General features: G+C 33.6%; 16 protein-coding genes and 1 tRNA gene. 16 read left to right on the top strand and 1 reads right to left on the bottom strand.

From position 1 onward, the window contains the following. Nucleotides 1-160: 160 nt before the first annotated feature. Genes ybeY through VMW81_01305 form a run of 4 tightly spaced genes read left to right on the top strand, consistent with a single transcriptional unit; the run spans nucleotide 161 to nucleotide 2704 of the window. Nucleotides 161-595, top strand: a complete 435-nt coding sequence (gene ybeY / locus VMW81_01320) for an rRNA maturation RNase YbeY (GenBank protein ID HUU49580.1) — start codon at nucleotides 161-163, stop codon at nucleotides 593-595. A gap of 25 nt (nucleotides 596-620) precedes the next feature. After that, complete coding sequence (locus VMW81_01315) at nucleotides 621-1109, top strand: HIT domain-containing protein (GenBank protein ID HUU49579.1); 489 nt, start codon at nucleotides 621-623, stop codon at nucleotides 1107-1109. A 21-nt stretch (nucleotides 1110-1130) separates the two neighbouring features. Then, nucleotides 1131-1493 carry a LapA family protein gene (locus tag VMW81_01310; GenBank protein ID HUU49578.1) on the top strand — a complete coding sequence of 121 codons (363 nt, stop codon included), beginning with the start codon at nucleotides 1131-1133 and terminating at the stop codon, nucleotides 1491-1493. A gap of 17 nt (nucleotides 1494-1510) precedes the next feature. Next, nucleotides 1511-2704: a tetratricopeptide repeat protein gene (locus tag VMW81_01305; GenBank protein ID HUU49577.1), complete on the top strand. Its 1194-nt coding sequence runs from the start codon at nucleotides 1511-1513 to the stop codon at nucleotides 2702-2704. Here the strand turns inward: VMW81_01305 and VMW81_01300 are convergent. Then, on the bottom strand, nucleotides 2690-3433 hold the full coding sequence (locus VMW81_01300) for a protein-L-isoaspartate(D-aspartate) O-methyltransferase (GenBank protein HUU49576.1): 744 nt from the start codon (nucleotides 3431-3433) through the stop codon (nucleotides 2690-2692). The two genes, VMW81_01305 and VMW81_01300, sit on opposite strands and share 15 nt — an antisense overlap. A 208-nt stretch (nucleotides 3434-3641) precedes the next feature. Here VMW81_01300 and aspS point away from each other — a divergent pair, with 208 nt between their 5' ends. The 12 genes from aspS to VMW81_01240 form a co-directional block, all read left to right on the top strand. Then, the gene (aspS, locus tag VMW81_01295) at nucleotides 3642-5432 is read left to right on the top strand and encodes an aspartate--tRNA ligase (protein ID HUU49575.1); all 1791 of its coding nucleotides are present in this window, start codon (nucleotides 3642-3644) and stop codon (nucleotides 5430-5432) included. Between the two features lie 111 nt (nucleotides 5433-5543). Further along, nucleotides 5544-6044, top strand: coding sequence for a peptidoglycan-binding protein (locus tag VMW81_01290; GenBank protein HUU49574.1), 501 nt, complete (start codon nucleotides 5544-5546; stop codon nucleotides 6042-6044). Nucleotides 6045-6336: 292 nt separating this feature from the next. After that, entirely contained in the window at nucleotides 6337-6870 is a 534-nt protein-coding gene (locus VMW81_01285; protein HUU49573.1) for a hypothetical protein, read from the top strand. Between the two features lie 211 nt (nucleotides 6871-7081). Further along, nucleotides 7082-7975, top strand: coding sequence for a GTPase Era (era, locus tag VMW81_01280; GenBank protein HUU49572.1), 894 nt, complete (start codon nucleotides 7082-7084; stop codon nucleotides 7973-7975). Nucleotides 7976-7985: 10 nt separating this feature from the next. Next, on the top strand, nucleotides 7986-8762 hold the full coding sequence (gene recO / locus VMW81_01275; protein ID HUU49571.1) for a DNA repair protein RecO: 777 nt from the start codon (nucleotides 7986-7988) through the stop codon (nucleotides 8760-8762). A 104-nt stretch (nucleotides 8763-8866) separates the two neighbouring features. Beyond that, complete coding sequence (lgt, locus tag VMW81_01270; protein ID HUU49570.1) at nucleotides 8867-9631, top strand: prolipoprotein diacylglyceryl transferase; 765 nt, start codon at nucleotides 8867-8869, stop codon at nucleotides 9629-9631. Between the two features lie 75 nt (nucleotides 9632-9706). Further along, on the top strand, nucleotides 9707-12355 hold the full coding sequence (locus VMW81_01265) for a pitrilysin family protein (GenBank protein ID HUU49569.1): 2649 nt from the start codon (nucleotides 9707-9709) through the stop codon (nucleotides 12353-12355). 34 nt (nucleotides 12356-12389) lie between these two features. Then, nucleotides 12390-12854, top strand: a complete 465-nt coding sequence (locus tag VMW81_01260; protein ID HUU49568.1) for a hypothetical protein — start codon at nucleotides 12390-12392, stop codon at nucleotides 12852-12854. Between the two features lie 334 nt (nucleotides 12855-13188). Next, on the top strand, nucleotides 13189-14679 hold the full coding sequence (locus VMW81_01255) for an HD domain-containing protein (protein HUU49567.1): 1491 nt from the start codon (nucleotides 13189-13191) through the stop codon (nucleotides 14677-14679). Nucleotides 14680-14759: 80 nt separating this feature from the next. Beyond that, nucleotides 14760-14835, top strand: a tRNA-Gly gene (locus tag VMW81_01250). Nucleotides 14836-14863: 28 nt separating this feature from the next. Continuing rightward, complete coding sequence (locus tag VMW81_01245; GenBank protein ID HUU49566.1) at nucleotides 14864-15694, top strand: PHP domain-containing protein; 831 nt, start codon at nucleotides 14864-14866, stop codon at nucleotides 15692-15694. A gap of 127 nt (nucleotides 15695-15821) precedes the next feature. After that, the coding region (locus VMW81_01240) for a tetratricopeptide repeat protein (protein ID HUU49565.1) at nucleotides 15822-16299 on the top strand (478 nt) is incomplete at its 3' end.

Raw genomic sequence — 16299 nt, 5'->3', positions numbered from 1 at the left:
GATGGATAACGAAAAGAGAAAGAAAATTAAGATTTTGAAAATAAAACCCAAAAAGGCTTCTGTTTCTTATAGAAAAGACTTTTCGGACCATCTTTTAAAATCTCAGATATCAAAATGGCTTCTGTTAGCAGCTTTTATGCTCCTCCTGTTGGAGTGATTAATGGAGATATTAATAAAGAATCAGCAAAAAAGGATAGAGATAGATATAGATTTAATAGAAAAGAAGACAAAGAAAGTTCTCGAAGATTTAGGTTGTAACGAGAGTGAATTGAGCATCCTACTTGTTGACGATAAGGAAATTCAAAAATTAAACAAACAATATAGAGGGATTGACAATTCTACTGATGTTCTTTCTTTTTCAATGGGAGAAGGTGAGGGAGCAGAGGTCAATAGATGGTTATTGGGCGATATTATCATATCCTTGGAGACAGCATCAAATCAGGCGAATGAAAGAGGGCATGATATCATAGATGAAGTTTTGATATTAATCGTTCATGGAATTTTGCATTTATTAGGTTATCATCATGAAGATTCTGATGAATATGCTAAAAGGATGAAGGATCAAGAACAGAAAATATTGAGGAATATTTTATAAAAGTTTTTAAGAGAGGATAATATTTGTGAAGAGAATATGGGCTCCATGGAGAATGGAGTATATTGAGGATAGTGAATCTAAAGAATGTATTTTTTGTGAAAAGCCAAAGATGAAAAGCGATAGAAAAAATTACATTCTTTATAAAGGTTGTTTATCTTTTGTTATCTTAAATATATTTCCATATGCCTATAGCCATATTATGATTGCTCCTTATAGACATGTATCTTCTTTTACCAAACTAAAGAGTGAAGAGATTTTTGAAGTAGCCTTGATTGTTCAAAAGAGTATTGAAATCCTCAGAAAGACCTTTAAGCCAGACGGATTCAATATAGGTGTTAATGAGGGTAAGATTGCTGGGGCTGGTGTTGAAGAACATATGCATGTTCATGTTGTTCCCCGTTGGGCAGGAGATACAAATTTTATGCCTATGCTTGCAGAGATAAAAGTATTTCCAGAGCATCTTCATACCACATATAGAAAGTTATTTCCATTATTTAAAAAAATTAAATTATAACCTTAATAAGGAAGAACTGTTATGTTGCCATCACTAAAATTTATCCTGGGTTTAATAATTATGATTTTGTTAGTAACCTTTGCCGTTAAAAATAACACACCAACTAAGCTCTATTATTATTTTAATCTTGAGTCTCCAGAGGTTCCACTTTTTTTAGTTATCCTATTAGGACTGTTTCTCGGAGCTGTTTTCGTATGGATCATTAACTTATTTGAAAGAATGAAATTAAAATATAGTATTAAAAAAAAGGACAAGAAGATAAGAGAAATAGAAAAGGAATTGGTCAGCCTCAGAAATCTGCCCATAGAAGAATCCTTAAGCAATAAAAAAGATACAAATCTCCTTTCCGAAGGACCAGATAAATTTAACAGTAAAGAATCTTAGTGTGATTTTGAGGCTATATGTCTTATTTCTCCCATTATTATTTCATTTTTAAAAATCAGGCTCCTTTATCCCTCCTATCATTAATCACGATCTTTTCAATTATCTGTATTGTATTAATGCTCCTAAGAAATTCTTTATCTCGAAAAGAAAAGAGGAAAATAAGGAGACTAGAAAAAGAGAATCTTTTTTTCAGAAAGAGTATTAATCTTTTTTATAAAGATGATAAAGACAGTGCCATTAAGGAGTTACGAAAATTAGTTAAAATCAGTCCTCATTCAGATGAGATATATCTGGAGATAGCTCGATTGTTGAGAGAAAAGGGAGAAACAACAAAAGCCATCAGGTTAAATAAAAGCCTATTATTAAAAAACAGATTAGATAAGAATTTAAGAATTCGTTTATTATCAGAATTGGGGATTAATTACAGACTTTTAGGCAATTTTAATAAGGCGGTCCAATATTTCAATCAGGTTATTGACCTAGACAGAAAAAATATAAAGGCATATCTACAATTAGGAAGACTTTATAAAGATTTAAAGGACTGGAATAATGCCTATAATATTCAGAAAACAGTCTTGAAGATGGAAGGGATAAAAGATACTAAGGAGTTAATCTATATCAAGATAGAGACAGGGAAAGATATGCTTTCTCAAGGAGATATAAAAGGAGCTATTCGATATTTTAAACAAGCTTTATCCCTTGACAAAAATTGTATTTATGCCCTCATCAGCTTGGGAGATGTTTTCTTTAATCAAGGCAGAAAGAGAAAGGCTCTTTCTTTGTGGAAAAGAGTAGGTGAGGTAGATCATAATTTTTTGCCTTTGGTCTCTTCTAAAATAGAAAGAGTTTTTTTTGAATTAGAAAAATCCGATGAACTAGAACTCTTATATAAAAATTATCTCAAAAAAGATCCTAAAAATGCAAATCTGCATCTCCTTTTAGGTAAGTTTTTTTTAAGGAAAAATATGTTAAAACAAGCGACAGGAGAATTTCAAAAGGTTATTGAGATTAACCCTCATATAACTGAAGCCTATGCCTGCATTCTCAAGATATCCACTGCTGAATCAGATAGAGATTACCATGTTCCTTTAGATGTCTTGAAAGATAAGAAAAATATCTATAAATGTAAAGAGTGTGGTTTTACATCTCAAGAGGTTTTTTGGAAATGTCCCTCTTGTAAAAGGTGGGATACGATACTACTTTCTTTTTAGTATTTCCCCTGTCATCGGCACAAAACGAACCCCTGTAATATGAGTAGTCAAAAAATCCCCTTTCTTTTTTTCGATTAATGTCAATGTTTGAAAATATGTGGTGCTTCCTAAAGGTATGATAAGTCGGCCTCCCTCTTTCAATTGATTTAAAAGTGTTGGTGGAACATGGTTTGCTGCGGCAGTTATCATAATAGCATCAAAGGGAGCATATTCCCTCCATCCAAAATATCCATCCCCATGTTTTACTTTTATACTCTCATAGCCTTCTTTTATTAATGTTTCTTTTGCTCTTTTTGTCAGTCTTTCTCGAATCTCAATGGTGTAAACCTTGTCTGTTATTTCTCCAAGAACAGCTGCCTGATATCCTGAGCCAGTTCCTATTTCAAGAACCTTTTCTCCCTTTTTAATTCTAAGAGACTCTGTCATAAGGGCAACTACATAAGGTTGAGATATGGTCTGGCCTTCATCAATGGGTAAGGGATGATCTGAATAGGCGACGTCCCTGAATTTTTTATCGACAAAGTTATGCCTTAAGACCCTTTTCATCGCAGTCAAGACCCTTTGATCGGTTATTCCTCTTCCCTTTAGATCATTTTCTATCATCTTTTTCATGGCTTTTTCAAGTTTAGAGGAATCTTCTTTAGTATTTTGAGCATAAGTAATGGAAATACACGAGAAAATAAGCAAGAGAGAAAAAGATAGAAATAGAGCGATAATATTTTTTTTCATAAGATTTTCTTTTATGCTTAAATGATAATCTTAAGATTTGAGATGAAAGATAGCACAATATATAGACTTATTCAATTTTATAAAGGATCGGAAATAGGAGAAGAAAATAGAAAGTTCTTGACTAATGATGACTCTAATATATAATAATTCGGTTAATTTAATAAATACTTATTTTAGAGATATTTACAGAATCTAAAAAGGCTCAGAGATGGAAAAAGGTTTAGCTGGTTTAAAGAGAACCCATTCCTGTGGGGAGTTGAACAAAAAGAATATTGGCACTGAAGTAATTCTTATGGGATGGGTCCATAGGAGACGAGATCATGGAGGATTGATATTTGTTGACTTAAGAGATAGAGAAGGGATTACACAGATCGTATTTGATCCTGATATTAGTAAAGAAGCTTTCAAGAAAGCAAAAAGTCTCAGGAATGAATATGTTATAGCTATTTTTGGAAGTGTTGCTGAAAGACCTCCTGGGACAATAAATAAAGAACTTCTAACCGGAGAAATTGAGGTTAATATTAAAGAGTTAAAGATATTAAATACAGCAAAGACATTACCCTTTTCAATCTCTATTGAGGATGAAGAAGAGCTGACAGAAAATGTGAGGTTGAGATATAGATATTTGGACCTTAGAAGAGCTCCTTTACAGAGAAACATGAAGTTAAGATATAAGACAGCAAAAACGATCAGGGATTTTTACGATGATGAGGGGTTTATTGAAATTGAAACCCCCTTTTTAACAAAGAGTACCCCTGAAGGTGCCAGGGATTATCTTGTTCCTAGCAGGGTTAATCCAGGCAGATTTTATGCCTTACCTCAGTCCCCCCAAATATTCAAGCAGTTGTTGATGATTTCTGGTTATGATAAATATTTTCAGATTGTAAAATGTTTTAGGGACGAAGATTTGAGGGCAGATCGACAACCTGAATTTACTCAGATAGATATGGAGATGTCCTTTGTCAATCCTGAGGATATCTTTGATGTAATTGAAAGAATGATGTTTCAAATATTCAAAGAGGTTAAAGGAAAAAAAATCACTATACCTTTTCCAAGAATAAGTTATCAAGAAGCTATAGAGAAATATGGAACTGATAAGCCTGATACGAGATATGGATTAGAGTTGGTTGATATAACAGAAGTTTTTAGCGGTTCAAGTTTTAAAGTTTTTAAAGATGTGGTTAAAGAAGGGGGAAAGGTAAAAGGAGTTAATGTAAAGGGATGTTCTTATTTTTCTCGTAAAGAATTGGATGAACTCACAGAACTTGCTAAAACTCTTGGTGGCAAAGGATTAGCATGGTGTAAAATTGAAAAAGGAACTATCAATTCTCCTGTCGCTAAATTTTTTAAAGAGGAGGAATTAAATTCTATATCTTCAATGCTAAAGGGAGAAGAGGGAGATATCTTCTTTATGGTTGCGGATAGGACTCCGTTTGTATCAGAAATTTTAGGCAAACTGCGTATATTTTTGGCTGAGAAGCTTAAATTGATAGATAAGAAGCAATACAATTTTGAATGGGTAACAGATTTTCCCCTTTTGGAATATGACCAGGAGGAAAAGAGATTTGTTGCTATGCACCATCCCTTCACATCACCTGTAGATGAAGATATTTCCCTTCTCAACGAAGACCCGTCAAAGATAAGAGCAAAAGCATATGATTTGGTTCTCAATGGTCAGGAGATAGGAGGGGGGAGTATAAGAATACATCAAAAAGAAATTCAAGATATGATGTTTAAATGCCTCGGGATTAGAAAAGATGAGGCAGAAGAGAAATTTGGTTTTTTACTGGAGGCTTTAGAGTATGGTGCACCACCTCATGGAGGAATCGCATTAGGTCTAGATAGACTTCTTATGATCCTGTCTGAATCCAGAGCAATCAGAGATGTAATTTCTTTCCCAAAGACTCAAAAAGCAACGTGTCTTTTGACAAATGCTCCGTCTCCAGTAGATAATAAGCAACTCAGCGAACTCAGTTTAAAACTCAAGCTCCATCAATAGTTTTTCTATTAAATAGGCCCGAGAAATTAGCTTGACAAATATACTAAATCATGGTATTTTGAAGAAAATTCTTCTTTTAATACCTAACTTAAAAAGAGGGAGGTGTAGCAGGTGAAGAAATATCTTTCAAATTCTGTTTTAGTAATGGTTTCAATTGTGGCTATTCTAACAGTTTTTATCCTTTATGGTTGTCCTAAGAAGCCTGGTGATCTGGTTTTTGGTACTGAGGAGGAACGGGCTATAGAAAAGGCTGAAAAGGCTAAAAAAGCCCCTCCTGCTCCTATGCCTGCAAAACCAGTAACAGAAGGAGCTATGATATCCCCTATGCCTACAAGCCATAATGTAGTAAAAGGTGAAAGCCTTTGGGTAATCTCTGAATATAAAGATGTTTATAATAATCCTTTGCAATGGCCATTGATATATAAGGCCAATAAAAATCAGATAAAAGATCCTGATTTGGTTTTTCCTGGTCAGAATCTAACGATTTCACGTGATAACCCTTATAAAGAAAAAGAAGATGCAGTAAAATTCGCTAAGACAAGAGGCCCATGGTCTTTATGGGATAGTAAGGTATTGAAATATTCTGAAATGAGAGGTTTCTCGGAAGAATAAGAAGATTTTTGATTTCAGTTTAACAAAGACAGAATTTTTTTAAACTTTTATCTATTCGAAAGAAGTAGAAAACATTATAAAACTCTTGGTCCATAAAGGACCAAGAGTTTTTTTGTATGCCCTTGATTGAATTAGGTTTAAATCAAGGGCTTTATTTTATTGTGATAAAATTGTGATAGTTTTCTAACCACTTCAAATTTTTTTATTCCTTTTATTGACAATAGCTTATATTTTTGCATAAATTGTTTGATAAAGATTGATATTATTTTCTTATCCTAAAAAGGTTTTTAAAATGAATGAAAAGCCACAAAAAGAAAAAATAGATTATGACAATTTAACAGAAGATGAGGCAAAAATACTTTATCCAATAAAAGTTCAAGATATTCAATTTGCTAAATCACAACAATGGAGAGTATTCTTTTTTTGTATGACGTCACTTGTCGGTTTTTTAATAGCTTTATTTTCTGATAAACTTGAAAATTGGTGGAGAATACTAATTTTGGTTATATGTTTTGTTATTTATTTTGGTGGTTTATTATTTATTAGAAATTATAGGAAAGATTTACATACATATCGTGAGCAAAAGAATAAATGTGAAAAGAAGATTTTTAATTTATCTAAAGAACCTGAAATTGGAAAAGATGAAATGATCTTTTTTCATGTTTTCTCGTTCTTCATTTCTCTTGCCTTTGCTTTGGTCTTAATTATGATATTCGAAATGCAAACAGTATCAATAAAAATTTTAGCTGCGGTTCTACTTTTACATGTTTTTGGGTTTCTTTTAGATTGTAAAAGTGTAATCTCTTCTTGGTTCAAGGAAGACTAAATAATTGGAAAGTCTTTTCATTTCAGAAACTCCTTTTTATCCCGGAAACCTTTTGTTAATGTTGTGACTGTTTTGTGACAGAATTTCTGCTATTTGATAGTTTTAGTAGATTGTGTAGATTTAATCGACTTGTTTAAATAATTGATATTTGTTATGGTTAAGGAAACCAAACCAAAATCAAATCGAGAGTTTTTATATTGGAGGAAATTGTTTGGAAGAGAAGGTTTATAAATCTGGGTTTATATCCATAATTGGTAGACCAAATGTTGGAAAGTCAGAATTATTGAATAAATTAGTGGGTAGAAAACTCTCAATCATTTCAGAAAAACCTCAGACTACCAGAAATAAGATTATCGGGATTAGAAATTTAACAAATTCCCAAATGATTTTTTTGGATACTCCTGGCATCCATATGGCTCGATCAAAATTGAATCGATCTATGACAAAGATTGCTTTAGCCTCTTATCAAGAGGTCGACATCATATTATTCGTTATCGATGATAAAGCTGAAGCAGGGGATATTGACAGAGATGTTCTTAAGAGATTGGAAAAGATTGATACCCCCGTTTTTCTAGTATTAAATAAAATAGATTTATTAGGGAAAAAGGACATTTCATCAATAATCAGTCTTTACAAAGAGATCTTTTCTTTTTTTAGAGATATTATACCTGTTTCTGCTCTAACAGGAGAAAATTTAGAGAGATTGCTAAAAAAAATTGATGAAAATTTAGCCCCTGGGCCTCAGTATTTTCCCGATGATATGTTGACTGACAGGCCAGAGTCTTTCATTGTAGCAGAATTGATCAGAGAAAAGGTAATCAGTTCTACAAAACAAGAGATTCCATATGCCGTTGCCATCATCGTTGAAAGTTTAGAGATGAAGGGTGAAATGATGGTAATCGAGTCTGTTATATTTGTAGAAAAGGAATCCCAAAAGGGTATAATTATTGGAAAGGGTGGAAAGATGTTGAAGAAGATTGGCAAGGATGCAAGGGAAGAGATTGAAAGATTTTTTGGAAATAGAGTATATCTCAATCTATGGGTGAAGGTAAGGAAAGACTGGAGAAAAGATGATAAATCATTAAAAGAATTTGGATATCACTAAAGGGTATCGTATGCCAATATTTCGCTCAAGAGGAGTGGTCTTAAGAAGTAGAAATCTGGGAGAGGCAGATAAAATCGTTAAATTTTTTACCGAGAGATATGGAAAGATAAGTGGAGTTATAAAAGGGGCCAGAAGGATAAAAAGCAGATACGGCGGGGATATTCAACCATTAAATTTGGTAAATTTGATATATTTTGACAGAGAGAACAAAGGCTTAGTAAATATAAATTCATGCGAAACGATCATCTCTTTTCATAAAATAAGGGAAGACTTTGAGAGATTAAGCAGAGGTCTTTATATTGTTGAGCTGATTGATTTAGTTCTGAAAGAAAGACAGAGAAATAAAAATATATTTGATTTAATGACCCGTATTATTTCTTCAATTGAGGCCTCTGGGTTAGAGAGAATTGATGCCCTTCTTCGAATTTTCGAAATACGCATCTTGTCTCTTATTGGCTATAGGCCAAGGCTTGATCAATGTGTAAAGTGTAACCATCTTGTACAAGATAAAGATAGTTTTAAGTTCAGTTATCTTTTTGGGGGTATTCTTTGTGATAGATGTTCGAAAGACAGTCAAGATGTTTTGAAAATAACACCTGGCGTGTTGAATTTTATAAAAAAGGCCATGGCTGTGGATTTGGAGAGAGTAACAAGATTAAAATTAAACCTTGAATTAAACAGAGAATTAAGCAGGCTGATAAACACCTACATAGAGGTCCATTTGGGAAGATCTCCTAAAGCCTATAAATTTTTAAATCAATTATCTGAAAATAATAAAGGATTATGATCGTTTTTATTTTTAAAAGCAAAAATCTTGAATTTTTATAATACCCTTTTATTATATATTATATAGACGTAAATTAATGTTTTATTTTTTTAAGAAGGGAAGCTATGCACCCTATTCTTTTTGAGTTTGGTCCAATAGCGGTGAGGTATTATGGCTTAATGTATGTCGTCTCTATATTAGTTGGGATTTTCCTTATAAAAAAAGAAGTTAAACGAAAAGGCATAGCTCTTACAGAAGACAATATAGTTAATTCCGTTCTTTTTTTGATTATTATGGGGATATTGGGTGCCAGAATATACTATGTTATATTTAATTGGAGTTTTTATAGCAGGAATCTAAAAGAGATACTTGCAGTTTGGCACGGTGGCTTGGCAATCCATGGCGGGTTAATCGGAGGTTTTATTGCTGGCATCCTGTTTTGTAAAAGGCATAATCTGTCTTTTTGGGAAATGGCAGATTCAGTAGCACCGGCAATCATTTTAGGACAAACCTTTGGTCGCTTTGGAAATTTTATGAACGGGGATGCCCATGGAATTCCCACAGACATGCCTTGGGGTATCGTATTCCCTCCGACAAGTATTGCTGGGGCCCAGTTCGGCTCTGTTCCTCTTCATCCTACGATGTTATATGAGATGGTTTTAAATTTTACGATTTTCCTTACTCTTTGGGGAATCAGAAAAAGAGAATATAAAAAGGGATTCTTGTTTTCATTATATATCATCCTTTATTCAATTGGACGCTTTTTTGTTAGTTTTTTCAGGGCTGATAGTTTAATGATAGGAAACTTTCGAATGGCCCAGGTTATCAGTATTCTTCTTGTTATTGTTTTTGGTAGTTTCATCGTCAAAAGAAGGCTCTGGTGTCGATAGGATATACTATGAAGACTGGAGAGGTTAAAACCAGAAAAGAAAGAGTTATGATTTGTCATCTATAAGGAGAATTGAATGAGAGAGGATTTCTTGTCGAAGATTTTTAAAATATCGATATTTCTTTTTCTATTCGTCGTTTTGTTATTAAAGAATTCTGATGCAGAAACCGATCGAGAAAATCCTTCCATCTTTGGTTTGCAAAATGGGATGAAGGTGATTCTCTTAGAGGATCACTCTTCACCTGTTGTAGCGCTTAATGTTTGGGTGAATGTGGGAAGCGCTGATGAAAAGAAGAAAGAAGCAGGTTTATCTCATGTATATGAACACATGCTTTTTAAGGGTACAAAGAAAAGGGGAGTTGGTGAGATAGCCAAAGAGGTTGAGGCTGCTGGAGGAAATATCAATGCCTCTACCTCATACGACTATACTATATATTACATTGTAATTGCCAGCAGATATCTTGATACAGCTCTCGATATATTATCTGATGCGATCATCAATCCAACTTTTGATCCTAAAGAATTAGAGAGAGAGCTAGATGTCATATTGGAGGAGGTTAAGAGGGCTAAAGACCTTCCTGAGAGGGAACTTCATGATAAGCTTTTTTCAAAGAGTTTTAGAGTTCATCCCTATGGAAAGCCTATTATTGGATACGAACAAACCATAAAAAGCCTTACCAGAAAAAAACTGCTGGAGTATTTTGATCGATGGTATGTCCCTGAGAATATGTTTCTAGTTGTTACAGGCGACTTTGATAAAGATATTTTGATACCAAAGGTAAAAGATGCCTTTGGTCGATTTAAAAAAGATTATCTTCCTGAAAGAGAAAGGCTCTTAGAGCCGACACAAGACGAATTAAGGAATGTTATTTTCTCAAGAGATGTAAAAAAAGCCCGACTGAGTCTAGCATTTCATATTCCAGAAGCCACACATCAAGATACCTACGCTTTAGATGTGCTTGCCTTAATTCTAGGGCAGGGAGAGAGTTCCAGACTTTTCCAAAGAGTAAAGATACAAAAAGAGCTTGCAAACTCTATTTATTCATATGCCCTATCTTTAAAGGATCCAGGGATATTTTTAGTTGAGGCCTCTTTGGAAAAAGCTAAAGTTCAAGACGCCCTTAAAAATATTTTAGAGGAACTATTTAAGCTAAAACAAGAAAGTGTTTCCTCTAGAGAACTGAAAAAGGCAAAGATTAATTTGAAGAGTGATTTTATATATAAGAAGGAAACCATGCAGGGCCAGGCCAGAAGCCTTGGTTTCTTTCACGCGGTATTTGGTGATATCTCTTATCAAAAGAAATATATAGAGGAGATAGATAAGGTTTCAGCAAAGGATATTATGAGGGTTGCCGGAAAATATTTAAAAGATACTAACATGACAGTTGGGATTCTTCTTCCAAAGGATACAAAGGAGTTTATCGACATAAAAGATATTAAAAGGATAACAAAAGACATTAAAGGAGAACTTGAAAAAAGGCCATCCAAACAAGCTGAAAGTGAAATTATAAAGAAAAAACTGGATAACGGCTTAACCCTGCTTATTAAACAAAATCATGGTGTACCTATTGTAGCAATGAGAGGGGTATTTTTGGGAGGTGTACGTTTTGAAGTTAGTGAAAATAACGGGGTGAGTAATTTTGTCGCTGAGATGTTTACAAAGGGGACGAAAACAAAGAGCTCTCTCGATATAGCAAATGAGATAGAGTCGATTGCTGGAAGTGTTTCAGGTTTTTCTGGAAGAAACAGTTTGGGAGTTGAGGCAGTCGTCCTTAGCCAATTTTTTGATAAGGGGATAGAACTCTTTGCTGACCTCATTCTCAATCCAAGCTTTGATAATGAAGAACTAGAGAAAAAGAGGAGGGAGATTATTTATAATATTCAGCGAGAAGAGGATAATCTTATACAATCAACCGCAAAGATATTTTATAGCACTCTTTTCAAAAATCATCCCTATGGAATGACTTCTCTCGGGACGATAAATTCAGTAAAGAATCTTTCCAGAAATGATCTGAAAGAGTTTTATCAAAAGTACATTATTCCCAACAATATGGTCCTTAGTATCGTAGGAGATATAAACAGCAATGAGGTCATAAAGAAAGTAGAGACCCTTTTTGGGAAATGGAGATCTCATGATTTTATTTTCCCTCATATACCTAAAGAGAAAACCGTTGAGAAGGTAAGAGTTAAAACAAAGAGAAGAGAAAAAAAGCAGACCCATATTATGCTTGGTTTTTTGGGAACATCTATGAAGGGCCCCGATAGATATCCTCTGGAGGTTCTGAATTCTATTCTCTCAGGTCAAGGAGGGAGATTGTTTATTGAACTCAGAGATAAAGAGAGTTTGGCATATACCGTCACATCTTTTAATCGTCTTGGCATAGAACCTGGATATTTCGGTGTTTATATAGCAACCAGCCCTGAAAAAGAAGAACAGGCCATCAAAGGGATTAAAAGAGAGTTGAGAAAGATAGTAGAGAGAGAAGTTAGTGTTCAAGAAATTGAAAGGGCAAAGAAAAGCCTGATCGGAGACTATGAGATTGGCTTGCAGAGGTATTCTGCTCAGGCTGCTGATATGGGCTTTAATGAGATTTATGGATTGGGTTTTGATGAATTTAAAAGATATTACAAAAAGATATCAAAAGTAACTACAGGTGATGTTCTCTTGATAGCCAAGAAATATTTAAATTTGGATGCCTATATCCTTGCAGTCATAAGGCCATAAAATAAATTCATCGGGTTAAAAAGGAGATCTTTTTATGCATCAACCATTAAAAGATTTTTATTCAATTAAGTTAGGGAAATTTGCTCTTTTAATGGTAATTTTTTTGATGGTTTTCATAACCCCAAGAGCTGTCTTTTCTTTTGCCGATTATCTCAGCCAGAAAGAGGTAAAACTAGATCAGATAAAATCACTTTCTTTTTATAAACGAAAATTTAATGTTGTGAAGATAGTAAATCGTGATCCTGATAGAGAAGAAAAGTCAAAATTGGATGAGGTCTTCCTCTTTTTTCTCGGAAACTACTCTGTTGAAACGTCAGGCGAATACAGCAGAGATAGAATAGTAGGAAGAAGGTCACTTAAGCAGATTGTGGATCAATATTTCATGGATACTCAAGGATTCGTTGATCCCAAAGAGCCAACGATAAAAGTCATCTCTAAAAGGAATAAAGAGATAGGATATATTTTCCAAGGGAGTAGAGTAGATGAAGTAGACATATGACAGGAAAAGAAAAAAATAGACATTAAAGTAAACTACAGACCAATTGGTGAAATAGCAGAATCTGGGGAAGGTAATATTGCGGGTGATTGATGATTTCTTGCTTTAGTTCAATATTTTTAAAGTTTCCGTTAATTTTCAATCCAGATCATCACAAACTTTAAAAACTTATCTCTAAATAAACGTCTTTTTCTCTCTTATTTAATTTTTTAGTTGTATCTTTATATAATTTCTTTCTTTTTTTCTTTTTGTCTGCGTTAGGTGATCTTTCTATGATAAGATTGAAAGCAGTAATCATTAAATAAAGAATTATAGGATATATTTTAAAAAGGTTTTTATGGGGAATTTTACCCTCCTTTCTAAGGATATATTAAACAGTCTGAAGATAGCTTCTCTTTTGAAAGATATCGATTCCTTATCAAAGGATTTAAAGAAAGAAGTCTATCTTGTAGGAGGGATTGTCAGGGATTTTATTCTGGGAATGGTAAAAGAAAATGAAATGGATATTGCAGTTGAAGGGGATGTAAAGGTTTTTGGAGAGGAGTTGGCCAGAAGAATTTCAGGCTCTTTTTTCTGCTTGGATAAAAAGAGGTCTCTATTCAGGGTTGTGCTGAAAAAGGGAGAAGAGTTTGTCCAGATTGATATTGTTGGTTTCAGAGAGGGCATGATTGAAGAAGATCTTCTTTTGAGAGACTTTACAGTGAACTCTCTTGCTGTGAAATTAAAAGATATATTGGAAGAGAAGGGGGTCTCAGTTATTGACCCTTCAGAGGGAATAAAAGATATTCAGAATAAGATTATACGCGTTAAAGATGAAAAAATTTTAGAAGATGATCCTCTAAGGTTGTTAAGAGGTATCAGATTTTTAACATTAGGTTTTCACTTAGAAGAAAGGACTGAAAAATTCATCAAAGCTAAATCACATCTTATAAAGACAGTTTCTCCTGAGAGGATAAAGGAAGAGTTGTTCAAGATATTTTTATCCCCCAAAAGCAGTTATTTTATCCAAAAGCTCTATAAATTAAACCTTTTAGAATTTCTTTTTCAAGAGATAAAGTCCTTAGAGAATATATCTATAGGTGAAGGGAAAAGATACAACCTGTGGAAACATAGTCTCAATACCTTGATTTTTTTAGAAGAGATTTTCGATAGTCTCGAATTTTTGTTTCCTCATTATTTTGATTGGCTAAAAGTTCATCTCAAAGAAGAGGTCGAGGCAAATATCTCTAAAAAAGAAATAGCAAAATTCTGCGCTCTCTTCCATGATATTGGAAAACCAAAGACAATGACGGAGGATAATCAGGGTAATAGAAGATTTTTTGAACATGAAAAAGTAGGTGCAGAAATAGGGAAAAATTTTGGTTTAGGATTGAAGATGAGTAATCGTTCAGTAGATAGTATCAAAAAAATAATATTAAATCATTTAAGACCTCTTCATATGAGTAAAGCCGAGAAGCTTTCAGAAAGAGCTTTTTTTCGGTTTTTCAAAGATATTGGGAAAGAAGGTGTTGAAGTCTGTCTGATTGCCCTTGCTGATGCAAAGGCTACTCTGAAAGAAGGCAGAGATTTGAATAATACTGATGTGAGTGGAGTTATAGACAGGTTATTTGATTATTATTTAAATCGATATATAAAATTCGAAGAGAAACCTCTTATTAGAGGTAAAGACTTAATCAATTTATATGGTATAAAACCAGGACCTATTTTTGGAGAAATATTAAGAGAGGTTCAAGAGGCTAGAGGTTCTGGAATAATAATTGATAGAAATGAGGCTTTGAAATATATAGAAGAAATTTTTGGAATTGATCAGATTCGTCAATACTTATAGAACATATCATAAACTATTTTAATTGATTTTTTTTATGGTCACTATATAATAAAATAAAAATTAAAGAACCGGATAATTGAGCGGGCATAGCTCAGTTGGTAGAGTACAAGCTTCCCAAGCTTGGTGTCGCGGGTTCGAATCCCGTTGCCCGCTCCATTTTTTACTTGGAAATAGTTGGATTATTATGAAAAGTGAATTCGCTGATCTCCATCTTCACACAAAATACTCCGATGGTCTCTCTTCACCAGAAGAAGTTGTTGAGAGATCAAAAAAAATTGGTTTGAAGGCTATAGCTATTACTGATCATGATTCGATTATGGGAATTGAATCTGGGCTTAAAGCTGGAGAAAAGAATGGGATTGAGGTTATTCCTTCTGTTGAGCTTACTGCTACAGAGGGAAATGAAGATATTCATATATTAGGATACTTTATTGATTGGAGAGACAAGAACTTAGAAAAGAAAATTCTTAAAATCAAAAAATTGCGTGAAGAGAGGATGCTTCGAATGATAAAGAAACTAAAAGATTTAGGGGTTTATATAGATGTGGATAGATTCATGGCATTTTCTGGTGATGGTTGTGTTGGGAGGCTGCACCTTGCCCGTTTCTTAAAAAACGAGGGATGGGTATCTTCTCTGTTTGAGGCCTTTGATAGATTTATTGGAAATGGTAAACCAGCTTATATAGAAATAGATGCCCTGAGTTTTAAAGAAGCCATCGATATTATTTTAAAAGCTAAAGGTATACCTGTTTTTGCTCATCCTGGTTTGCAAAGAAGAGATCATCTTATTCCAGAGATGATGAGGTTTGGTCTTAAGGGTTTGGAGATCTACCATCCTTCTCATACCTCTGAAGATATAAAGCACTATCTAAATATTGCAGAAAAATATGATCTCGTCATTACAGGTGGTTCAGATTGTCATGGGAATTATAATAGTGATATATTGATAGGTAAAACAAAATTACCAATGTCTTATGTGGAAAGGCTGAAAGAACTAGCCGTTAAAATAAAATAGCTTTTGCTTCTATTTGAATTTAACTTAAAACCCAATTTTCCTATTTTCCCTTGCCATTTAAAAACTGTTTTTGTATAGTTTCTTTATCTGTAATAGGATCAGCAGTTCTAGGTAGGGAGAATCTCTCTTGAGAAAGGATAGTTATAGATTAAAGCTGTCTTTAAATCTTTTAGTTATTCTTAGCTTCATTTTTATCTTTTCTATAGTCCATGCCACTGAAAAAATTCAAAATAAAGAAGAAGACCAATATCTCTTTGCAAAAGGCCTTTATAGGGATGGAATATATCAACTTGCTCTGAAAGAGCTGAAAATATTTTTAGGAGATTATCCCCAGAGCAAATATGTCCCAGACGTTCTTTCTTATATCGCCGATATTTATTTCAAGCAGAAAGAGGAATCAGAAGCCTTCGGATATTATAAAGAGATTATCACACATCACAAGGACTACCCGAAAAGGGAAAAGATACTCATCCGATATTTTGAAAAACAGTATGGATCAAAAAATTATAAAGAGGCGCTCGATTCTGTCGAGATCATCATTTCAGAATACCCAAAAAGCAGATTTATTAAAAAGGCCTATCGATATAAAGGGGAAGTGCTTTTAA

The sequence above is a fragment of the Nitrospinota bacterium genome (assembly GCA_035528715.1).
Classification (GTDB): Bacteria; JADFOP01; JADFOP01; order DATKYB01; family DATKYB01; genus DATKYB01.
Note: the sequence above shows the minus strand (reverse complement) of the source record. Positions and strands in the feature narration are given on the sequence as shown.